Raw genomic sequence first — 22,049 nt, forward strand, 5'->3', positions numbered from 1 at the left:
GACCGCCGATGTTCCGCCGAGCCTTCTGGTTCACCGCCGGCGCAGCCGCCGGCGTGTGGGCCACCACCAAGGTCAACCGCCAGCTCAAGAAGCTGACGCCGGAGAGCCTCGCGGCCCAGGCCGCCGACAAGGCCGTGGAGGCGGGCCACCGCCTCAAGGACTTCGCCCTCGACGTCAAAGCGGGAATGACGCAGCGCGAGGACGAGCTGAACGATGCACTGGGGCTCCACCAGGACCCCGACCGGCCCGACGACGTCACCGCCCTCCCCGGGCCGAGGCGGCTGCGGGCCATCGAGAACCACCAGATCGACAACCGACCAAAGCTTTCGTACAACCGGAATGAGGACCACTGATGGAGTCGGCTGAAATCCGCCGCCGCTGGCTGAGCTTCTTCGAGGAGCGCGGTCACGCCGTTGTCCCTTCGGCGTCGCTCATCGCGGACGACCCGACTCTGCTGCTGGTGCCCGCCGGCATGGTGCCGTTCAAGCCCTACTTCCTGGGTGAGACCAAGCCGCCGGCCCCGACGCTCACCAGCGTCCAGAAGTGCGTCCGTACGCCGGACATCGAAGAGGTGGGCAAGACCACCCGCCACGGCACGTTCTTCCAGATGTGCGGCAACTTCTCCTTCGGCGACTACTTCAAGGAAGGCGCCATCAAGTACGCCTGGGAGCTGCTCACCAGCTCCGTGGCGGACGGCGGCTACGGCCTGGAGCCGGAGAAGCTCTGGATCACCGTCTACCTCGACGACGACGAGGCCGAGCAGATCTGGCGCGACAAGATCGGCGTCCCGGCCGAGCGCATCCAGCGCCTGGGCAAGAAGGACAACTTCTGGTCCATGGGCGTCCCGGGTCCCTGCGGCCCGTGCTCCGAGATCAACTACGACCGAGGCCCCGAGTTCGGCGTCGAGGGCGGCCCGGCCGTCAACGACGAGCGCTACGTGGAGATCTGGAACCTGGTCTTCATGCAGTACGAGCGCGGCGCCGGCGACGGGAAGGAAGACTTCCCGATCCTCGGCGACCTGCCGTCGAAGAACATCGACACCGGTCTCGGCCTCGAGCGCCTCGCGATGATCCTGCAGGGCGTGCAGAACATGTACGAGACCGACACCCTGCGCGTCGTCATGGACAAGGCCACCGAGCTGACCGGCGTGCAGTACGGCGCCGCCCAGCACACGGACGTCTCGCTGCGTGTGGTCGCCGACCACATCCGCACCTCGACGATGCTCATCGGCGACGGCGTCACCCCCGGCAACGAGGGCCGCGGCTACGTGCTGCGCCGCATCATGCGCCGCGCCATCCGCAACATGCGCCTCATGGGCGCCACCGGTCCGGTCGTCCAGGACCTGATCAACGTCGTGATCGAGACGATGGGCCAGCAGTACCCGGAGCTCATCACCGACCGCAAGCGCATCGAGACCGTCGCCCTCGCCGAAGAGGCCGCCTTCCTGAAGGCCATCAAGGGCGGCACCAACATCCTCGACACCGCCGTGACCGAGACCAAGGCCGCCGGCGGCACGGTCCTCTCCGGCGACAAGGCGTTCCTGCTCCACGACACCTGGGGCTTCCCGATCGACCTCACCCTGGAGATGGCCGCCGAGCAGGGCCTCTCCGTGGACGAGCCCGGCTTCCGCCGCCTGATGCAGGAGCAGCGCGACCGCGCCAAGGCCGACGCCAAGGCCAAGAAGACCGGCCACGCGGACATGTCCGCCTACCGGGAGATCGCCGACGGCTCCGGCGCCACCGAGTTCACCGGCTACGCCACCACGCAGGGCGAGTCCACCATCGTCGGCCTGCTGGTCAACGGCGTCTCCGCGCCCGCCGCCTCCGAGGGCGACGAGGTCGAGGTCGTCCTCGACCGCACCCCCTTCTACGCCGAGGGCGGCGGCCAGCTCGCCGACCAGGGCCGGATCAAGCTCGACACCGGCGCCGTCATCGAGATCCGCGACGTCCAGCAGCCGGTCCCGGGCGTCTCCGTGCACAAGGGGTCCGTCCAGGTCGGCGAGGTGACGGTGGGTGCCTCCGCGTACGCCGCCATCGACGTCCGGCGCCGCCGGGCCATCGCCCGTGCCCACTCGGCCACGCACCTGACCCACCAGGCGCTGCGCGACGCGCTCGGCCCGACCGCCGCCCAGGCCGGTTCGGAGAACAGCCCCGGCCGCTTCCGCTTCGACTTCGGATCCCCGAACGCCGTCCCCGGCTCGGTCCTCACCGACGTCGAGCAGAAGATCAACGACGTGCTCTCGCGCGAGCTCGAAGTGACCGCCGAGATCATGAGCATCGACGAGGCGAAGAAGCAGGGCGCCATCGCCGAGTTCGGCGAGAAGTACGGCGAGCGGGTCCGCGTCGTGACCATCGGCGACTTCTCCAAGGAGCTGTGCGGCGGCACGCACGTCGGCAACACCGCCCAGCTGGGTCTGGTCAAGCTGCTCGGCGAGTCCTCCATCGGCTCCGGCGTGCGCCGTGTCGAGGCCCTCGTCGGCGTGGACGCGTACAACTTCCTCGCCAAGGAGCACACGGTCGTCGCCCAGCTCCAGGAACTGGTCAAGGGCCGTCCGGAGGAGCTGCCGGAGAAGATCGCCTCCATGCTCGGCAAGCTGAAGGACGCCGAGAAGGAGATCGAGAAGTTCCGCGCGGAGAAGGTCCTCCAGGCCGCCGCCGGGCTCGCCCAGAACGCCCAGGACATCAAGGGCGTCGCCCTCGTCGTCGGCCAGGTGGCGGACGGCATCGGTGCCGACGACCTGCGCAAGCTGGTCCTCGACGTCCGCGGCCGCATCCCTGGCGACCGCCCGGCCGTCGTGGCCCTCTTCACCGTGGCGAACGACCGCCCGCTGACCGTCATCGCCACCAACGAGGCCGCCCGCGAGCGCGGTCTCAAGGCCGGCGACCTGGTCCGTACGGCCGCCAAGACCCTCGGCGGCGGCGGTGGCGGCAAGCCGGACGTCGCCCAGGGCGGCGGCCAGAACCCGGCCGCGGTCCCGGAGGCCATCAGCGCCGTCGAGCGCCTCGTCGTCGAGACGGTCTGACGATGACCCTGCGCCGCGGCCGCCGACTGGCCATCGACGTCGGGGACGCCCGGATCGGGGTCGCGTCCTGTGACCCCGATGGGGTGTTGGCCACACCGGTGGAAACCGTTCCGGGCCGGGACATCCCCTTCGCCCACCGGCGGCTGCGGCAGCTCGTCGAGGAGTACGAGCCCCTCGAAGTCGTGGTCGGCCTCCCCCGCTCGCTCAGCGGGCGGGAGGGGCCGGCCGCGGCCAAGGTGCGCGCCTTCGCGAACGAACTCGCCAAGGGCATCAAGCCGGTGACGGTCCGTCTGGTGGACGAGCGGATGACCACGGTCACCGCCGCCCAGGGGTTGCGGGCCTCCGGCAGGAACGCGAAGAAGGGCAGGTCGGTCATCGACCAGGCCGCCGCTGTGGTGATCCTTCAGAACGCTCTTGAGACCGAACGGGTATCAGGTAATCCGCCTGGTGAGTGCGTCGAAGTGGTTGTCTGATCGCGATACGGTAACGTTCCGCGCGATGAGACGGCATTCGAACAGCCGTCGCCCACCGTCAAAGAGGCGGAACCGGGTGGCACGGACGACGGAGTCCGTGGCCTCGCGTCTCGCGGCTCTAGGGGACCGATGACTGAGTATGGCCGGGGCCGTGGCCCCGAACCCTGGCACCCCGAGGACCCCCTGTACGGGGACCAGGGGTGGACCGGGCACCAGACCCAGCAGGGCCAGGTGCCGTACGCCGGTGCCCCGCAGCAGGAGTACCAGCAGGAGCCCCAGTACCAGCAGCAGCATCCCCAGCAGCCGCAGTACCAGGAGTATCAGCAGTACCCCGAGTACCAGCAGCAGTACGCCCAGCAGCAGCCGCAGCAGGGGTACGCCCCGCAGCAGGCCCAGCAGCAGTACGCGCAGCCGCAGCAGGGGTACGCCCCGCAGCAGCAGTACGCGCAGCAGCCGGACCCGCCCCAGCAGCCGGCGTACGACAGCCAGGGCTGGGACACCGGCCAGGGCCAGTACACGGCGGCCGTGCAGACCGACCCGTACGCGGGAGCGAACTACGCCCAGCAGCCGTCGGCCGGCTACCCGGGGGAGACCCCTGACCTCTACAGCACGGACGAGGCCTACCCGCCGCCGCAGCCCCCCGGCCGGCGCCACCTGGAGCCGGAGCCCGTCGAGCAGGAGGAGGAGCCCGAGAGCATCCTCCCCGTCGCCGGCGGCGGTCGCGACGGCGAGGACGACGGCGACGAGTCCAACGGCCGCCGCGGCGGCCGTTCGAAGGGCGGCAAGCCCAAGCAGCGCAGCGGCATGGCCTGCCTGATCGCGGCCGTGGTCATCCTCGGCGTGGTCGGCGGTGGCGGCTACTACGGCTACTCCTACATCAAGGCGAGGTTCGCCCCCGCCGAGGACTTCGCGGGGGAGGGCGCCGGCGAGGTGGTCGACGTCGAGATCCCCAAGGGCGCGGGCCTGGGGCAGATGGGCCGCATCCTCAAGGAAGCCGGTGTCGTCGCCAGCGCCCAGGCCTTCGTCGACGCGGCGAATGCCAACCCCAAGGGCAAGTCCATCCAGCCCGGCGTCTACCCGATGAACAAGAAGATGTCGGGTGCGGCCGCCGTCGCGCTGATGATCGACCCCACCAAGCTCAACGTCATCACCGTCACCGAGGGCATGCGCAACTCCAAGGTGTACGAGGCGATCGACAAGAAGCTGGGCAAGCCGGAGGGCACCACCAAGGAGATCGCCCAGCGCGAGGCCAAGAACCTGGGGCTGCCGGCCTGGGCCGGCAACAACCCCAAGCTCATCGACCCGCTCGAGGGCTTCCTGTTCCCGACGCGCTACGACCTCAGCAAGGACAGCACCCCCGAGTCGCTGCTCAAGCTGATGGTCAAGAACGCCTCCGACAAGTACTCGGAGCTGGGCATCGAGGCCAAGGCCAAGGAGCTGGGGCTGGAGAACCCGCTGCAGGTCGTCACGGTCGCCAGTCTCGTCAACGCCGAGGGCAAGAACCACGACGACTTCCGCAAGATGTCCGAGGTCGTCTACAACCGCATGAAGAAGACCAACGACGTCACGAACCAGAAGATCGAGTTCGACTCGACGTACAACTACGTCAAGAACCAGAGCGAGATCAACTTCAACCTCAAGGAAGCCCAGGCGTTCAACAACCCGTACAACACCCACTTCATCAAGGGTCTGCCGGTCGGCCCGATCGGGAACCCCGGCATGGACGCGCTGACCGCTACGCTCAATCCGGACCACGGCGGCTGGATGTTCTTCGTGTCGGTCGACGGCCACACGACGACCTTCACCAAGACCTACGACGAGCACCTCAAGCTCGTGGCCGAGTTCCAGGAACGGCAGAAGCAGAAGAACGGCGGGTAGCAGGACATGACACGGATACGGGCCGCGGTGCTGGGTTCGCCCATCGAGCACTCGCTCTCACCGGTGCTGCACCGTGCCGCGTACCAGGAGCTCGGCCTCGACGACTGGTCGTACGACCGGTTCGAGATCGACGAGGCCGCGCTCCCGGGGTTCGTCTCCGGGCTCGGTCCCGAGTGGGCCGGACTGTCGCTGACCATGCCGCTCAAGCGGGCGGTCATCCCGCTGCTGGACGGCGTCAGCGACACGGCGGCCTCCGTCGAGGCGGTCAACACGGTCGTCCTCACCGAGGACGGCCGGCGCCTGGGCGACAACACCGACATCCCGGGCATCGTCGCCGCGCTGCACGAGCGCGGCGTGGAGAAGGTGTCCTCGGCCGCCATCCTCGGCGCCGGGGCCACCGCCTCCTCGGCGCTCGCCGCGCTCTCGCGGATCTGCACCGGCGAGGTCACGGCGTACGTCCGCTCGTCGGTGCGCGCCGACGAGATGCGGCAGTGGGGCGAGCGGCTCGGCGTGGCCGTCCGCACGGCCGACTGGTCCGAGGCGGCCGGTGCGCTCCAGGCGCCCCTGGTCATCGCGACCACCCCGGCCGGAGCCACCGACGAACTGGCCGCGGCCGTCCCGGACGCCCCGGGCACCCTCTTCGACGTCCTCTACGAGCCCTGGCCCACGGCCCTCGCCGCAGCATGGTCGCAGCGCGGCGGCAATCTGCTGGGCGGCCTGGACCTGCTGGTGCACCAGGCGGTCCTCCAGGTCGAGCAGATGACCGGCCGCTCCCCGGCGCCGCTCGAAGTGATGCGGCGGGCGGGCCTCGCGGCCCTTTCCGGGGCCCACTGAGGCTCCGGCGCCCGCAGGCGGCCCCAGCCCTGTCGGATGATCTTGGCGGGATCTCGCCTACTCGCCGGTAATTTGGCCCGTTACCCTGTTCACCTGCACTTTTACAGGGGGTCGGGTTGGACGGGACGGACACGGATCAGGCACTCGCGTCGAAGTGGGATGTCCCTCTGGCGCTGTTCGGCATGATCAGAGTGGCCTTCGGGGACCTGCCCGTCTGGGCCAAGGCCGTCGTTTTCGGACTCATAGGTTCCGTGGGCGTCTGGACGGCGATCAGCTGGCTCCGCGGGCGCCGCAGCCGGGTCCGCTGACCAGCAGGGCGTCCGATAGCTGGACCGGGGCCCGTGAAACCACTCCGGACGTGGGAGGATTCGGGTGAGGCGGGTCCGGGCCGCGCACCCGATCGCGCCGTCGCAGTACCAGGCGCGAGCATGAGGAGCATCGTTGAGCAGGTTGCGTTGGCTGACCGCAGGAGAGTCGCACGGACCGGCACTGGTCGCGACGCTGGAGGGTCTTCCCGCCGGCGTCCCGGTCACCACCGAGCTGGTGGCCGATCACCTGGCCCGGCGCCGGCTCGGCTATGGCCGCGGTGCCCGCATGAAGTTCGAGCAGGACGAGATCACCTTCCTCGGCGGCGTCCGCCACGGCCTGTCCCAGGGCGGCCCGGTCGCGGTCATGATCGGCAACACCGAGTGGCCCAAGTGGGAGACCGTCATGTCGGCCGACCCGGTCGACCCCTCGCTCCTGAAGGACACCGGCCGCAACGCGCCGCTGACCCGTCCGCGCCCCGGCCACGCCGACCTCGCGGGCATGCAGAAGTACGGCTTCGACGAGGCCCGGCCGATCCTGGAGCGCGCCAGCGCCCGTGAGACCGCCGCCCGCGTCGCCCTCGGCGCCGTCGCCCGGTCCTTCATCAAGGAGGTCGCGGGCATCGAGATCGTCTCCCACGTGGTCGAGCTGGCCGCGGCCAAGGCCCCGTACGGCGTCTACCCGACCCCGGCCGACGTCGACAGGCTCGACGCCGACCCGGTGCGCTGCCTCGACGCCGATGCCAGCAAGGCGATGGTCGCGGAGATCGACCAGGCCCACAAGGACGGCGACACCCTCGGCGGCGTCGTCGAGGTCCTCGCCTACGGCGTCCCGGTCGGCCTCGGCTCGCACGTCCACTGGGACCGCCGGCTCGACGCCCGCCTCGCCGCCGCCCTCATGGGCATCCAGGCCATCAAGGGCGTCGAGGTCGGCGACGGCTTCGAGCTCGCCCGCGTGCCCGGCTCGCAGGCGCACGACGAGATCGTCTCCACCCCCGAGGGCATCAAGCGCACCTCCGGCCGCTCCGGCGGCACCGAAGGCGGCCTGACCACCGGCGAACTGCTCCGCGTCCGCGCCGCGATGAAGCCCATCGCGACCGTCCCGCGCGCGCTGGCGACCGTCGACGTGGCCACCGGAGAGGCGACGGTGGCCCACCACCAGCGCTCCGACGTGTGCGCCGTGCCGGCCGCCGGCATCGTCGCCGAGGCCATGGTCGCCCTCGTGCTGGCCGACGCCGTCGTCGAGAAGTTCGGCGGAGACTCGGTCCCCGAGACCCGCCGCAACGTCCGGTCCTACCTCGACAACCTGCAGATCCGGTGACGGCCGGACCGCTCGTCGTCCTCGTCGGGCCCATGGGGTCCGGCAAGTCCACGGTGGGGGCGCTGCTCGCCGAGCGGCTCGGCGTCCGCTACCGGGACACCGACGCGGACATCGTCGCGGCCCAGGGCCGGCCGATCTCCGACATCTTCGTCGACGAGGGCGAGCCGTACTTCCGCGAGCTGGAGCGGCAGGCCGTCGCGGCCGCCGTCTCCGGGCACACCGGAGTCCTCGCCCTCGGCGGCGGCGCCGTCCTCGACGAGGGCACCCGCGAGCTGCTGACCGGCCTGCCCGTCGCCTATCTCTCGATGGACGTCGAGGAAGCCGTACGGCGCGTGGGCCTCGGCGCCGCGCGCCCGCTGCTCGCCGTCAACCCGCGCCGCCAGTGGCGCGAGCTGATGGAGGCCAGGCGCCCCCTGTACACCGAAGTCGCGCGCGTCGTGGTGGCCACCGACGACCGCACCCCCGAAGAGGTCGCCCAGGCGGTCCTCGACGCTCTGGAGTTGAAGGACGTATGACAGACCAGGTGACGCGGATCCAGGTCGGCGCGACCGCCGGACACGACGCGTACGACGTGCTGGTCGGGCGGCAGCTGCTCGGCGAGCTCGGCTCCCTGATCGGTACGAAGGCCCAGCGGGTCGCCGTGATCCACCCCGAGGCCCTCGCCTCGACCGGTGAGGCCCTGCGCGACGACCTCGCCGACCAGGGCTACGAGGCGGTCGCCATCCAGGTGCCGAACGCCGAGGAAGCCAAGACGATCGAGGTCGCGGCCTACTGCTGGAAGGCGCTCGGCCAGTCCGGCTTCACCCGCACCGACGTCATCGTCGGCGTCGGCGGCGGAGCCACCACCGACCTCGCGGGCTTCGTCGCGGCCAGCTGGCTGCGCGGCGTGCGCTGGGTCGCCGTACCGACCACCGTCCTGGCGATGGTGGACGCGGCCGTCGGCGGCAAGACCGGCATCAACACCGCCGAGGGCAAGAACCTCGTCGGCGCCTTCCACCCGCCGGCCGGAGTGCTGTGCGACCTGGCGGCGCTGGAGTCGCTGCCGGTCAACGACTACGTCAGCGGCCTCGCCGAGATCATCAAGGCCGGCTTCATCTCCGACCCGGTGATCCTCGACCTGATCGAGGAGGACCCGCAGGCGGCCCGTACGCCCGCAGGCCCGCACACCGCCGAGCTGATCGTGCGCTCCATCCAGGTCAAGGCGGACGTCGTCTCCAGCGACCTCAAGGAATCGGGGCTGCGGGAGATCCTCAACTACGGCCACACCCTCGCGCACGCCATCGAGAAGAACGAGCGCTACAAGTGGCGGCACGGCGCGGCCGTGTCGGTCGGCATGGTCTTCGCCGCCGAACTCGGCCGGCTCGCCGGCCGCCTCGACGACGCCACCGCCGACCGGCACAAGGCGGTCCTCGCCTCGGTCGGGCTGCCGCTGACCTACCGCGGCGACCAGTGGCCCAAGCTGCTCCAGACCATGCAGGTCGACAAGAAGTCCCGCGGCAACCTGCTGCGCTTCATCGTCCTGGACGGACTGGGCAAGCCGACCGTCCTGGAGGGCCCCGACCCGGCGCACCTGATCGCCGCCTACGGCGAGGTGTCGGCGTGAGCCGCCGCGTGCTCGTGCTGAACGGCCCGAACCTGGGCCGGCTCGGCTCGCGCGAGCCCGACGTGTACGGGGCCACCTCGTACGCGGGACTCGTGGACAGCTGCCGCTCGCTGGGCGAGGAGCTCGGCTTCGACGTCGAGGTCCGCGAGACCAACGACGAGGGCGAGATGATCCGCTGGCTGCACGAGGCGGCCGACGGGAAGCTCCCCGTGGTCATCAACCCGGGGGCCTTCACCCACTACTCGTACGGCATGCGGGACGCGGCCGCGCAGCGCACGGCGCCGCTGATCGAGGTGCACATCTCGAACCCGTACGCCCGCGAGGAGTTCCGGCACACCTCGGTCATCGCTGCCGTGGCGACCGGGACCGTGGCAGGCTTCGGCATCGGCTCCTACCGGCTGGCGCTGCGGGCGCTGGCGGACGAGATCGACGCCTGACGCACCCGCCCGGTGGCCTGGTGGACGGCCGGGCCACCGCGGTCATATAACGTTCTCGCATCAGTCGCAGGAACGAGACGGAGTGGCAGCGGATGCACCAAGGAGTGGGTGGCGGGGCCTGGGGGCAGCCGGGGCAGCGTCCTTCGACGCCCCCGCAGCCGCCTATACCCCCGGCGCAGGGCTGGCCGGGTTCGCACCCGCCCCCGCCGTCGGCCCAGCACCAGGCCCCGCCACCGCCGCCGCCGCAGGTGGCGCCCGTGCCGGAGGCCACCGGGCACATCCCGCTGCCGCCCGCGGTGGCGGGAACCGGCGGAGCGGTGCTCGCCGTACTGCTGATCGGGCCGGCCGGCGCGGGGAAGACCACCGTGGCCCGGCACTGGGCCAGCACCCGGCCCGTGCCGACCGCCCACGTCAGCCTGGACGACGTGCGGGAATGGGTCTGCTCCGGCTTCGCCGACCCGCAGGCCGGCTGGAACGAGCACTCCGAGGCGCAGTACCGCCTCGCCCGCCGCACCTGCGGCTTCGCGGCCCGCAACTACCTGGCCAACGGCATCTCCTGCATCCTCGACGACGCCGTCTTCCCCGACCGGCCCGTGGTGGGCCTGGGCGGCTGGAAACGGCACGTGGGCCCGACGCTGCTGCCGGTCGTACTCCTGCCCGGACTGGAGATCGTCCTGGAGCGCAACGCCGAGCGCTCCGGCAACCGACGGCTCTCCGACGAGGAAGTCGCCCGCATCCACGGCCGGATGGCCGGCTGGTACGGCTCCGGGCTGCCGATCATCGACAACTCCCACCTCGACGTCGAGGGCACCGCCCGCGCCCTCGACGAGGCCCTGGCCAGGGCCATGCCGGCGCCCAGCGGCTGGTAGCCGCCCGCGGGGGAGCGCGGCGCCGCGCCCCGCCCCGCTCTGCCGTGCCGCGCCCCGTCCGGACGCGCTCGCCGGGCCGGATCCGCGGGGCGCTCGTACGCTCGAAGACATGTCAGACGTGTACGCCGCCCGTCGGGGCCTGCTTCGCGACCGATGCGCCGCCGCGGGGAACGCCGCCGCGCTGATCACGCGTCCGGCGAACGTCCGCTACCTCTCCGGGGCGTCACCGCTCGGCGCCGTACTCCTCGTCGGACCGACCGAGGACGCGATGTTCTGCGTCGGCGCACCCACCGGCGAAGCCGACGAGGGCCGCCTCGACGAACACCTCCGTGTCACCGTGCTGGCCGCCCGCGGCGGGGATCCCGCCGTCGCGGCGGCCGACGCCGCCTCCTCCGTCCGCGCCGACTCGCTCGCCGTGGAGGAGCACCACCTCACCGTCGCCCGGCACCGGGCCCTGCGCTCCGTCGCGCCCAAGCTGCGCCTCGCGGACCTCGGGACGGCCGTGGAGCAGCAGCGCCTCGTCAAGGACGAGGGGGAGATCGCCTGCCTGCGGATCGCCGCCGAGATCGCCGACCAGGCCCTGGGCGAGCTGCTGGAGTCCATCCTCGTCGGGCGCACCGAACGCCACCTCGCCCTGGAGCTGGAGCGGCGCCTCGTCGACCACGGTGCGGACGGCCCGGCCTTCCCGACCTCCGTCGGCACCGGCCCGCACTCCGGGCGCTCCCGGCACCGGCCCTCCGACCGCAGGGTGGAGGAGGGGGACTTCCTCTCGGTCTGCCTGGGCGCCAACTACCGCGGCTACCGGTGCGAGATCGGCCGGACGTTCGTCATCGGCACCACCCCCGCCGACTGGCAGATCGAGCTCTACGACTGCGTCTTCACCGCCCAGCGGGCGGGCCGCGAGGCGCTGCTGCCGGGGGCCGCCTACCGCGAGGTCGACCACGCGGCCCGATCCGTACTGGACTCCGCCGGGCACGCGGAGGCCCTCGCTCCGTGGACGGGACACGGCGTCGGCCTCGAAATCGACGAGGACCCGCAGCTTGCACCTACGGCAATGGGTAAACTGGACGCTTGCGTGCCGGTCACCGTCGAACCGGGGGTTCACCTCCCCGGCCGGGGAGGTGTCCGGATCGATGACACGCTCGTCGTACGCCCCGAGGCGGACGGCGGTCCCGAGCTACTCACCATTACGACCAAGGAGCTGCTCGCGCTCTAGCCCGCACTGCCGGGTTGTGCGCGCACCCGTGGTCTTCCAGTGCAGGAGATTCCGCAACCGTGGCTTCCACGAACGACCTCAAGAACGGCATGGTGCTCAAGCTCGACGGTGACCAGCTCTGGTCCGTCGTCGAGTTCCAGCACGTCAAGCCCGGCAAGGGCCCGGCCTTCGTGCGCACCAAGCTCAAGCACGTGCTCTCCGGCAAGGTCGTCGACAAGACCTTCAACGCCGGCACGAAGGTCGAGACGGCCACCATCGACCGCCGTGACATGCAGTTCTCCTACATGGACGGCGAGTACTTCGTGTTCATGGACATGCAGACCTACGACCAGCTGATGGTCGACAAGAAGGCTGTCGGCGACGCCGCCAACTTCCTCATCGAGGGCTTCACCGCCTCCGTGGCGCAGCACGAGGGCGAGGTGCTCTACGTCGAGCTCCCGGCCGCCGTCGAGCTCGTCATCGAGCACACCGACCCGGGCGTCCAGGGCGACCGCTCCACCGGCGGCACCAAGCCGGCGCGCCTGGAGACCGGCCACGAGATCCAGGTCCCGCTCTTCGTCAACACGGGCGAGAAGGTCAAGGTCGACACCCGCAGCAGCGACTACCTCGGCCGGGTGAACAGCTAACCGTGGCTGCCCGGAGCAACGCGCGCAAGCGCGCCTTCCAGATCCTTTTCGAGGCCGACCAGCGCGGGGTGTCCGTCCGCGAGGTCCTCGCGGACTGGATCCGCCACGCGCGGTCGGACGACCGGCAGCCGCCGGTCAGCGCCTTCACGATGGATCTTGTCGAGGGTTACGCCGACAAGGTGAACCGCATCGACGACCTGATCGTCACCTACGCCGTGGACTGGGACCTCGACCGCATGCCGGTCGTGGACCGGAACATCGTGCGGCTCGGTGCCTACGAGCTGATCTGGGTGGACGACACCCCGGACGCCGTGGCCATCGACGAGGCCGTCCAGCTGGCCAAGGAGTTCTCGACGGACGAGTCCCCCTCGTTCGTGAACGGGCTGCTGGCCCGTTTCAAGGACCTGAAGCCGAGCCTGCGGCGCAGCGAGAGCTGACCCGCACGCCGCCGCCCACAGCAGCACCGGCACCGCCTTACGGAAGGGCCCGCAGCGCACACGCTGCGGGCCCTTCCGTTGTGTCGCCGGTCCCGGTCCAGGTCCCGTTTCCGCGGTCGGGGCGCGAGGGACGAAAAAACCGGTGGCTGCCGGACCCCGCAAGGGTCCGGCAGCCACCGGTAACGTTTCTGCTGGTGTGCAGCGTGAGGATCAGACGTCCTCGTGCGCCACCGCGCGGCGGGCGTCCGCGTCCAGCACGCCCCAGCTGATGAGCTGCTCGGTCAGGACCGAGGGCGACTGGTCGTAGATGACGGCCAGGGTGCGCAGGTCGTCCTGGCGGATCGACAGCACCTTGCCGTTGTAGTCCCCGCGCTGGCTCTGGATCGTCGCCGCGTAACGCTGCAGCGGGCCGGCCTTCTCGGCGGGGACGCCCGCCAGGCGCTCCAGGTCGAGGCGCAGCTTCGGCGGCGGCTCGGCCGCTCCGCCGGGAGTCGTGCCCGGCAGCAGTTCCTGCACCGGCACCCCGTAGAAGTCCGCCAGTTCGGCAAGGCGCTGGACGGTCACGGCGCGGTCCCCGCGCTCGTACGACCCGACCACCACGGCCTTCCAACGGCCCTGCGACTTCTCCTCGACACCGTGGAGGGAAAGGCCCTGCTGGGTGCGGATGGCGCGGAGCTTGGCCCCGAGCTGTTTGGCGTATTCGCTGGACATAACGCTCCCGGACGCTGTGACGCTGTGACTGTATGGACACTGCGACTACGTAACTACGTGCGGCTCCGCCGCGCGGCTGGTAACTCACTGTGAGGTTACGCAGCGTTACTTGGGTGCGTCAAGCCGAATGGTCTCCCTCCCCCCGCGAGGGCGGCGCCAGCAGCCCCGTGAGCGCCCCCGCGCCACCCCCGGGTGCCGACCCACCGCCGACGCCCTGGTACCGTGGGAGACGTACATCAGACGTCCTTTAAGGTCCGTCCCGTGAGGCGGAGAAGGAGGTCCTTTTCATGGACGCCCAGCAGAACTCCGATTCCGCGCGCCCCGTACTGGAGGCGCAGGACATCGCACGGGTCCTGACCCGTATCGCCCACGAGATCGTCGAACGCGCCAAGGGCGCCGACGACGTGGTGCTCCTCGGCATTCCCACCCGCGGTGTGTACCTGGCCCGCCGGCTGGCCGCCAAGCTCGAAGAGATCACCGGAACGAAGATCCCGGTCGGCTCCCTCGACATCACCATGTACCGCGACGACCTGCGGATGAAGCCCGCCCGCGCGATCGGTCGCACCGAGATCCCCGGCGACGACCTCGACGGCCGCCTCGTCGTCCTCGTCGACGACGTCCTCTTCTCCGGCCGCACCATCCGCGCCGCGCTCGACGCCCTCGGCGACCTCGGCCGGCCCCGCGCCGTGCAGCTCGCCGTCCTCGTCGACCGCGGCCACCGCGAACTGCCGATCCGCGCCGACTACGTCGGCAAGAACCTCCCCACGTCGCTGCGGGAGACCGTCAAGGTCCAGCTCCAGGAGGAGGACGGCCGTGACGCCGTGCTGCTCGGCCAGCGGACCGCCCAGGCAGCAGGGCAGTAGCCCACCACGACGACGGACCCCGGCGGGGTCCGCGCCGAGCCCTGCCCTGCCCGCTCGCACCCCTGCACGTCCGTCCGCTGCACGTCAGTCCGCCTGCACCACGCCCTCCCGACCTACGGAGCCATCCAGATGAAGCGCCACCTCATCTCGGCCGCCGATCTCACGCGCGACGACGCCGTCCTGATCCTCGACACCGCCGAGGAGATGGCCCGCGTCGCGGACCGGCCGATCAAGAAGCTGCCCACCCTGCGCGGCCTCACCGTCGTCAACCTCTTCTTCGAGGACTCGACCCGCACCCGGATCTCCTTCGAGGCGGCCGCCAAGCGGCTCTCCGCCGACGTCATCAACTTCTCCGCCAAGGGTTCCTCGGTTTCCAAGGGCGAATCCCTGAAGGACACCGCGCTGACCCTGGAGGCGATGGGCGCCGACGCCGTCGTCATCCGCCACCACGCCTCCGGCGCCCCCTACCGGCTCGCGACCTCCGGCTGGATCGACTCCGCCGTCGTCAACGCCGGCGACGGCACCCACGAGCACCCCACCCAGGCCCTGCTGGACGCCTTCACCATGCGCCGCCGCCTCGTCGGCCGCGACGCGGGCCTCGGCAAGGACCTCGGCGGCCGCCGCATCACCATCGTCGGCGACGTCCTGCACAGCCGCGTGGCCCGCTCCAACGTCCACCTGCTGCACACCCTCGGCGCCGAGGTCACCCTGGTGGCGCCGCCCACGCTGGTCCCGATCGGCGTCGAGACCTGGCCGTGCGAGGTCTCGTACAGCCTCGACGACGTGCTGCCGAAGTCCGATGCGGTGATGATGCTGCGTGTGCAGCGCGAACGCATGAACGCCGCCTTCTTCCCGACCGAGCGCGAGTACTCCCGCCGCTACGGCCTCGACGGCGACCGCATGGCCAAGATGCCCGAGCACGCCATCGTGATGCACCCCGGCCCGATGAACCGCGGCATGGAGATCACCGCCCAGGTCGCGGACTCCGACCGCTGCACGGCCGTCGAGCAGGTCGCCAACGGCGTCTCCACCCGGATGGCCGTCCTCTACCTGCTGCTCGGAGGCTCCGAGCCCGCCGTCACGACCACCCCCGCCGCCCCCGCCCGTACCGAGGAGAGCAAGTAACCATGAGCAAGATCCTTATCCGTGGCGCGAAGGTACTCGGCGGCGAGGCGCAGGACGTCCTGATCGACGGCGAGACCATCGCCGAGGTGGGCCGGAACCTGTCCGCCGAGGGCGCGACCGTCATCGAGGCCGAGGGCCAGGTCCTCCTCCCCGGCCTCGTCGACCTGCACACCCACCTGCGCGAGCCGGGCCGCGAGGACTCCGAGACCGTCCTGACCGGCACCCGCGCCGCCGCCTCCGGCGGCTACACCGCCGTCTTCGCCATGGCGAACACCTTCCCCGTCGCCGACACCGCCGGCGTCGTCGAGCAGGTCTGGCGCCTGGGCAAGGAATCCGGCTACTGCGACGTGCAGCCCATCGGCGCCGTCACCGTCGGCCTGGAGGGCAAGCAGCTCTCCGAACTCGGCGCCATGCACGAGTCCGCCGCCCGCGTCACCGTCTTCTCCGACGACGGCAAGTGCGTCGACGACGCCGTGATCATGCGCCGCGCCCTGGAATACGTGAAGGCCTTCGGCGGCGTCGTCGCCCAGCACGCCCAGGAGCCCCGCCTCACCGAGGGCGCCCAGATGAACGAGGGCATCGTCTCCGCCGAACTCGGCCTCGGCGGCTGGCCCGCCGTCGCCGAAGAGTCGATCATCGCCCGCGACGTCCTCCTCGCCGAGCACGTCGGCTCCCGCGTCCACATCTGCCACCTCTCCACCGCCGGCTCCGTCGAGATCGTCCGCTGGGCCAAGTCCCGCGGCATCGACGTCACCGCCGAGGTCACCCCGCACCACCTGCTCCTCACCGACGAACTCGTCCGCTCGTACAACGCGGTCTACAAGGTCAACCCGCCGCTGCGCACCGAGCGCGACGTCATGGCCCTGCGCGAGGCCCTCGCCGACGGCACGATCGACATCGTCGCCACCGACCACGCCCCGCACCCGCACGAGGACAAGGACTGCGAGTGGGCCGCCGCCGCCATGGGCATGGTCGGCCTGGAGACCGCGCTCTCCGTCGTCCAGCAGACGATGGTGGAGACCGGGCTGCTCGACTGGGCGGGCGTCGCCGAGCGCATGAGCTTCGCCCCGGCCCGCATCGGCAGTCTCGAGAACCACGGCCGTCCCGTCTCGGCAGGTGAACCCGCGAACCTGACCTTGGTCGATACCTCGTACCGTGGTGTCGTGGACCCCGCACACTTCGCCTCCCGCAGCCGCAACACGCCTTACGAGGGCCGTGAGCTGCCGGGACGCGTCACTCACACCTTCCTGCGGGGCCGGGCAACGGTCGTGGACGGGAAACTGGCGTGACACCTGCAGTAATCCAACTGGCCGCCGAGGCCGCCGAACGACAGTCGGCGGAGGTGACCAACGTAGGCGCCCGCATCGCATGGGTGGTCGGCCTGGTCGTCTTCATCGCGTTCGTGTACTGGCTGATGCGGCAGGGCTGGAAATGGCGAGGGGCCCTGCAGAACGATCTGCCCGAACTCCCCGCCGCCCCCGACGGACTCCCCGAGCACCGGCTGGCACTCACCGGCCGGTACCACGGGTCCACCACCGCCGGGCAGTGGCTCGACCGGATCGTCGCCCACGGCCTGGGCGTCCGCAGTCGGGTCGAGCTCACGCTCACCGACGCGGGCCTGGACGTGGTCCGACCGGGTGCCAACGACTTCTTCGTACCGGCCGCGCAGCTGCGCGGCGCCCGCCTCGACAAGGGAATCGCGGGCAAGGTACTCACCGAGGGCGGTCTGCTCGTCGTCACATGGGCGCACGGCGACAAGCTGATCGACTCCGGATTCCGCTCCGACCGCGCGGCCGAACACGCCGCATGGGTCGAAGCGATCAACCTCATGAACTCATCCATCACGACGGAAGGCGCCGAACGATGACGACCTCCACCAGGGGAGCAGCCAAAGCTCCCGCCGTACTCGTCCTGGAGGACGGCCGCATCTTCCGCGGCCGCGCCTACGGCGCAGTGGGGGAGACCTTCGGCGAGGCCGTGTTCTCCACCGGCATGACCGGATACCAGGAGACCCTCACCGACCCGTCGTACCACCGGCAGGTCGTCGTCATGACCGCCCCCCACGTGGGCAACACCGGCGTCAACGACGAGGACCCCGAGTCCTCCCGCATCTGGGTCTCCGGCTACGTCGTGCGCGACCCCGCCCGCGTCCCCTCCAACTGGCGCTCCCGGCGCACGCTGGACGAGGAGCTCGTCAAGCAGGGCGTCGTCGGCATCTCCGGCATCGACACCCGCGCCCTGACCCGCCACCTGCGCGAGCGCGGCGCCATGCGCGTCGGCATCTTCTCCGGCGAGGCCTGGGTCGGCATCCGCGACGAGGCCCTGCTGGCCAAGGTCCGCTCCCAGCCCGAGATGAAGGGCGCGAACCTCTCCGCCGAGGTCGCCACCAAGGAGACGTACGTCGTCCCCGCCATCGGCGAGAAGCGCTTCACCGTCGCCGCCGTCGACCTCGGCATCAAGGGCATGACCCCGCACCGCATGGCCGAGCGCGGCATCGAGGTCCACGTGCTGCCCGCCACCGCCACCGTCGAGGACGTCTACGCCGTCAACCCCGACGGCGTGTTCTTCTCCAACGGCCCGGGCGACCCGGCCACCGCCGACGGCCCCGTCGCCGTCATGCAGGGCGTCCTGGAGCGCAAGACCCCGCTCTTCGGCATCTGCTTCGGCAACCAGATCCTCGGCCGCGCCCTCGGCTTCGGCACCTACAAGCTGAAGTACGGCCACCGCGGCATCAACCAGCCGGTCCAGGACCGGACCACCGGCAAGGTCGAGGTCACCGCGCACAACCACGGCTTCGCCGTGGACGCGCCCCTCGACAGGGTCTCCGAGACCCCCTACGGCCGCGCCGAGGTCTCCCACGTCTGCCTGAACGACCAGGTCGTCGAAGGCCTCCAGCTGCTCGACCAGCCGGCCTTCTCCGTCCAGTACCACCCCGAAGCGGCCGCCGGCCCGCACGACGCCGCGTACCTCTTCGACCGCTTCGTATCCCTGATGGAGGCCGAGCGTGCCTAAGCGCACCGATATCCAGTCCGTCCTGGTCATCGGCTCCGGCCCGATCGTCATCGGACAGGCCGCAGAGTTCGACTACTCCGGCACCCAGGCCTGCCGCGTCCTCAAGGCCGAGGGCCTGCGCGTCATCCTGGTCAACTCCAACCCCGCGACGATCATGACCGACCCGGAGATCGCCGACGCCACGTACGTCGAGCCGATCACCCCCGAGTTCGTCGAGAAGATCATCGCGAAGGAGCGCCCCGACGCGCTGCTCCCGACCCTCGGCGGCCAGACCGCGCTGAACACCGCCATCTCCATGCACGAGCAGGGTGTGCTGGAGAAGTACGGCGTCGAGCTCATCGGCGCCAACGTCGAGGCCATCAACAAGGGCGAGGACCGCGACCTCTTCAAGGGCGTCGTCGAAGCCGTCAAGGCCAAGATCGGCTACGGCGAGTCCGCCCGCTCGGTCATCTGCCACTCGATGGACGACGTCCTGGGGGGCGTCGAGACCCTCGGCGGCTACCCCGTCGTCGTCCGCCCCTCCTTCACCATGGGCGGCGCCGGCTCCGGCTTCGCCCACGACGAGGACGAGCTGCGCCGCATCGCCGGCCAGGGCCTCACGCTCTCCCCGACCACCGAGGTGCTCCTGGAGGAGTCCATCCTCGGCTGGAAGGAGTACGAGCTGGAGCTGATGCGCGACACCAAGGACAACGTGGTCGTCGTCTGCTCCATCGAGAACTTCGACCCGATGGGCGTCCACACCGGCGACTCGATCACCGTCGCCCCGGCCATGACGCTCACCGACCGCGAGTACCAGCGGCTGCGCGACATCGGCATCGCGATCATCCGCGAGGTCGGCGTCGACACCGGCGGCTGCAACATCCAGTTCGCGATCGACCCGGTCGACGGCCGCGTCATCGTCATCGAGATGAACCCGCGCGTCTCGCGCTCCTCGGCGCTCGCGTCGAAGGCCACCGGCTTCCCGATCGCCAAGATCGCCGCCAAGCTGGCCATCGGCTACACCCTCGACGAGGTCCCCAACGACATCACCGAGAAGACCCCGGCCTCCTTCGAGCCGACCCTCGACTACGTCGTCGTCAAGGCCCCCCGCTTCGCCTTCGAGAAGTTCCCGCTCGCCGACGCCACCCTCACCACGACCATGAAGTCGGTCGGCGAGGCCATGGCCATCGGCCGCAACTTCACGGAGGCCCTCCAGAAGGCCCTGCGCTCCCTGGAGAAGAAGGGCTCGCAGTTCACCTTCGTCGGCGAGCCCGGCGACAAGGACGAGCTCCTCGCCACCGCCGTGCGCCCCACCGACGGACGCATCAACACCGTCATGCAGGCCATCCGCGCCGGCGCCACCCAGGAAGAGGTCTTCGAGTCCACGAAGATCGACCCCTGGTTCGTCGACCAGCTCTTCCTGATCAAGGAGATCGCCGACGATCTCGCCGGCGCCGAGAAGCTCGAACCCGAGCTGCTCGCCGAGGCCAAGCGCCACGGTTTCTCCGACGCCCAGATCGCCGAGATCCGCGGCCTGCGCGAGGACGTCGTCCGCGAGGTCCGCCACGCCCTCGGCGTCCGCCCGGTCTACAAGACGGTCGACACCTGCGCCGCCGAGTTCGCCGCGAAGACCCCGTACTTCTACTCCTCGTACGACGAGGAGTCCGAGGTCGCCCCGCGCACCAAGCCCGCGGTCATCATCCTGGGCTCCGGCCCGAACCGCATCGGCCAGGGCATCGAGTTCGACTACTCCTGCGTCCACGCCTCCTTCGCCCTCAGCGACGCCGGCTACGAGACCGTGATGGTCAACTGCAACCCGGAGACCGTCTCCACCGACTACGACACCTCCGACCGCCTGTACTTCGAGCCGCTCACGCTCGAGGACGTGCTGGAGATCGTCCACGCCGAGTCGCTGGCCGGCCCCATCGCCGGCGTCGTCGTCCAGCTCGGCGGCCAGACCCCCCTGGGCCTGGCCCAGGCCCTCAAGGACAACGGCGTCCCCGTCGTGGGCACCTCGCCCGAGGCCATCCACGCCGCCGAGGACCGCGGCGCCTTCGGCCGGGTCCTCGCCGAGGCCGGCCTGCCGGCCCCCAAGCACGGCACCGCCACCACCTTCGCCGGCGCGAAGGCGATCGCCGACGAGATCGGCTACCCGGTCCTGGTGCGCCCGTCCTACGTGCTCGGCGGCCGCGGCATGGAGATCGTCTACGACGAGGCCCGCCTGGAGTCGTACATCGCGGAGTCCACCGAGATCTCCCCGACCCGCCCCGTGCTGGTCGACCGCTTCCTCGACGACGCCATCGAGATCGACGTCGACGCCCTCTACGACGGCAACGAGCTCTACCTCGGCGGCGTCATGGAGCACATCGAGGAAGCCGGCATCCACTCCGGCGACTCGGCCTGCGCCCTGCCCCCGATCACCCTCGGCGGCTACGACATCAAGCGCCTGCGCGCCTCCACCGAAGCCATCGCCAAGGGCGTCGGCGTCCGCGGCCTGATCAACATCCAGTTCGCGATGGCGGGCGACATCCTCTACGTCCTGGAGGCCAACCCGCGCGCCTCCCGGACCGTCCCCTTCACCTCGAAGGCCACCGCCGTCCCGCTCGCGAAGGCCGCCGCCCGCATCTCGCTCGGCGCCACCATCGCCGAGCTGCGCGAGGAGGGCCTGCTCCCGAAGACCGGCGACGGCGGCACCCTGCCGATCGACGCGCCGATCTCCGTCAAGGAGGCCGTCATGCCGTGGTCGCGCTTCCGCGACATCCACGGCCGCGGCGTGGACACCGTCCTCGGCCCGGAGATGCGCTCCACCGGCGAGGTCATGGGCATCGACGCCGTCTTCGGCACCGCCTACGCCAAGTCCCAGGCCGGCGCCTACGGCCCGCTGCCCACCAAGGGCCGCGCGTTCATCTCCGTCGCCAACCGCGACAAGCGCTCGATGATCTTCCCGGCCCGCGAGCTCGTCGCCCACGGCTTCGAGCTGATGGCCACCTCCGGCACCGCCGAGGTCCTGCGCCGCAACGGCATCAACGTCACCGTCGTGCGCAAGCTCAGCGAGGGCGAGGGCCCGAACGGCGAGAAGACCATCGTCCAGCTGATCCACGACGGCCAGGTCGACCTGATCGTCAACACCCCGTACGGCACCGGCGGCCGCCTCGACGGCTACGAGATCCGCACGGCGGCCGTGGCCCGCGGCGTCCCGTGCCTGACGACGGTCCAGGCGCTCGCCGCGGCCGTCCAGGGCATCGACGCGCTCAACCGCGGCGACGTGGGCGTCCGCTCCCTCCAGGAGCACGCGGAGCACCTGACCGCGGCCCGCGACTAAGCACCCGTACAGCCCG

The 22,049-nt window shown here is 70.8% G+C and carries 21 protein-coding genes; 20 read left to right on the plus strand and 1 reads right to left on the minus strand.

What is annotated here, in order from left to right:
* The first annotated feature begins 8 nt into the window (after nt 1-8).
* The 14 genes from OHA91_RS30295 to nusB all read left to right on the plus strand — a co-directional run bounded on the left by OHA91_RS30295 (nt 9) and on the right by nusB (nt 13,021).
* The gene (locus tag OHA91_RS30295; protein ID WP_031150209.1) at nt 9-353 is read left to right on the plus strand and encodes a DUF6167 family protein; all 345 of its coding nucleotides are present in this window, start codon (nt 9-11) and stop codon (nt 351-353) included.
* Nucleotides 353-3,022, plus strand: coding sequence for an alanine--tRNA ligase (gene alaS, locus OHA91_RS30300; RefSeq protein WP_031150207.1), 2,670 nt, complete (start codon nt 353-355; stop codon nt 3,020-3,022). Before OHA91_RS30295 ends, alaS begins: the two co-directional genes overlap by 1 nt.
* A 2-nt stretch (nt 3,023-3,024) precedes the next feature.
* A complete protein-coding gene (gene ruvX, locus OHA91_RS30305; protein WP_030028999.1) occupies nt 3,025-3,495 on the plus strand; it encodes a Holliday junction resolvase RuvX in 471 nt (156 codons plus the stop codon).
* A 129-nt stretch (nt 3,496-3,624) separates the two neighbouring features.
* The gene (gene mltG, locus OHA91_RS30310; RefSeq protein WP_328740379.1) at nt 3,625-5,373 is read left to right on the plus strand and encodes an endolytic transglycosylase MltG; all 1,749 of its coding nucleotides are present in this window, start codon (nt 3,625-3,627) and stop codon (nt 5,371-5,373) included.
* A 6-nt stretch (nt 5,374-5,379) separates the two neighbouring features.
* Entirely contained in the window at nt 5,380-6,207 is an 828-nt protein-coding gene (locus OHA91_RS30315) for a shikimate dehydrogenase (protein WP_031150203.1), read from the plus strand.
* A 182-nt stretch (nt 6,208-6,389) separates the two neighbouring features.
* Complete coding sequence (locus OHA91_RS30320; protein ID WP_266503038.1) at nt 6,390-6,515, plus strand: hypothetical protein; 126 nt, start codon at nt 6,390-6,392, stop codon at nt 6,513-6,515.
* A gap of 133 nt (nt 6,516-6,648) precedes the next feature.
* Nucleotides 6,649-7,833 carry a chorismate synthase gene (gene aroC, locus OHA91_RS30325; RefSeq protein ID WP_031150199.1) on the plus strand — a complete coding sequence of 395 codons (1,185 nt, stop codon included), beginning with the start codon at nt 6,649-6,651 and terminating at the stop codon, nt 7,831-7,833.
* Nucleotides 7,830-8,348 (plus strand): shikimate kinase, encoded by a 519-nt coding sequence (locus tag OHA91_RS30330; protein WP_031150197.1) that lies wholly within the window; start codon nt 7,830-7,832, stop codon nt 8,346-8,348. Before aroC ends, OHA91_RS30330 begins: the two co-directional genes overlap by 4 nt.
* The gene (gene aroB / locus OHA91_RS30335; RefSeq protein ID WP_031150195.1) at nt 8,345-9,436 is read left to right on the plus strand and encodes a 3-dehydroquinate synthase; all 1,092 of its coding nucleotides are present in this window, start codon (nt 8,345-8,347) and stop codon (nt 9,434-9,436) included. Before OHA91_RS30330 ends, aroB begins: the two co-directional genes overlap by 4 nt.
* Complete coding sequence (gene aroQ / locus OHA91_RS30340) at nt 9,433-9,873, plus strand: type II 3-dehydroquinate dehydratase (RefSeq protein ID WP_031150192.1); 441 nt, start codon at nt 9,433-9,435, stop codon at nt 9,871-9,873. The genes aroB and aroQ overlap by 4 nt, the downstream gene beginning before the upstream one ends.
* Nucleotides 9,874-9,965: 92 nt before the next feature.
* Entirely contained in the window at nt 9,966-10,742 is a 777-nt protein-coding gene (locus tag OHA91_RS30345; protein ID WP_031150190.1) for an AAA family ATPase, read from the plus strand.
* Between the two features lie 109 nt (nt 10,743-10,851).
* Nucleotides 10,852-11,958, plus strand: a complete 1,107-nt coding sequence (locus OHA91_RS30350) for an aminopeptidase P family protein (RefSeq protein WP_031150188.1) — start codon at nt 10,852-10,854, stop codon at nt 11,956-11,958.
* Between the two features lie 59 nt (nt 11,959-12,017).
* Nucleotides 12,018-12,584 (plus strand): elongation factor P, encoded by a 567-nt coding sequence (gene efp, locus OHA91_RS30355; RefSeq protein WP_030830204.1) that lies wholly within the window; start codon nt 12,018-12,020, stop codon nt 12,582-12,584.
* A gap of 2 nt (nt 12,585-12,586) precedes the next feature.
* A complete protein-coding gene (gene nusB, locus OHA91_RS30360; protein ID WP_030830207.1) occupies nt 12,587-13,021 on the plus strand; it encodes a transcription antitermination factor NusB in 435 nt (144 codons plus the stop codon).
* Nucleotides 13,022-13,231: 210 nt separating this feature from the next.
* On the opposite strand, the gene bldD is transcribed toward nusB, so the two are convergent.
* Nucleotides 13,232-13,732, minus strand: coding sequence for a transcriptional regulator BldD (bldD, locus tag OHA91_RS30365; RefSeq protein ID WP_030026184.1), 501 nt, complete (start codon nt 13,730-13,732; stop codon nt 13,232-13,234).
* Nucleotides 13,733-14,019: 287 nt separating this feature from the next.
* On the opposite strand from bldD, the gene pyrR reads away from it, so the two are divergent.
* The 6 genes from pyrR to carB all read left to right on the plus strand — a co-directional run bounded on the left by pyrR (nt 14,020) and on the right by carB (nt 22,033).
* Nucleotides 14,020-14,595: a bifunctional pyr operon transcriptional regulator/uracil phosphoribosyltransferase PyrR gene (gene pyrR / locus OHA91_RS30370; RefSeq protein ID WP_030656222.1), complete on the plus strand. Its 576-nt coding sequence runs from the start codon at nt 14,020-14,022 to the stop codon at nt 14,593-14,595.
* Nucleotides 14,596-14,724: 129 nt separating this feature from the next.
* Nucleotides 14,725-15,720 (plus strand): aspartate carbamoyltransferase catalytic subunit, encoded by a 996-nt coding sequence (locus tag OHA91_RS30375; RefSeq protein ID WP_031150184.1) that lies wholly within the window; start codon nt 14,725-14,727, stop codon nt 15,718-15,720.
* Nucleotides 15,721-15,722: 2 nt separating this feature from the next.
* Nucleotides 15,723-17,009: a dihydroorotase gene (locus OHA91_RS30380; RefSeq protein WP_031150182.1), complete on the plus strand. Its 1,287-nt coding sequence runs from the start codon at nt 15,723-15,725 to the stop codon at nt 17,007-17,009.
* Complete coding sequence (locus OHA91_RS30385; RefSeq protein WP_328740381.1) at nt 17,006-17,587, plus strand: PH-like domain-containing protein; 582 nt, start codon at nt 17,006-17,008, stop codon at nt 17,585-17,587. The genes OHA91_RS30380 and OHA91_RS30385 overlap by 4 nt, the downstream gene beginning before the upstream one ends.
* Nucleotides 17,584-18,732, plus strand: a complete 1,149-nt coding sequence (gene carA, locus OHA91_RS30390) for a glutamine-hydrolyzing carbamoyl-phosphate synthase small subunit (RefSeq protein ID WP_031150178.1) — start codon at nt 17,584-17,586, stop codon at nt 18,730-18,732. Before OHA91_RS30385 ends, carA begins: the two co-directional genes overlap by 4 nt.
* Nucleotides 18,725-22,033, plus strand: coding sequence for a carbamoyl-phosphate synthase large subunit (carB, locus tag OHA91_RS30395; RefSeq protein WP_031150176.1), 3,309 nt, complete (start codon nt 18,725-18,727; stop codon nt 22,031-22,033). Before carA ends, carB begins: the two co-directional genes overlap by 8 nt.
* Nucleotides 22,034-22,049 lie beyond the last annotated feature (16 nt).

The sequence above is a fragment of the Streptomyces erythrochromogenes genome, assembly GCF_036170895.1.
Taxonomy (GTDB): Bacteria; Actinomycetota; Actinomycetes; order Streptomycetales; family Streptomycetaceae; genus Streptomyces; species Streptomyces erythrochromogenes.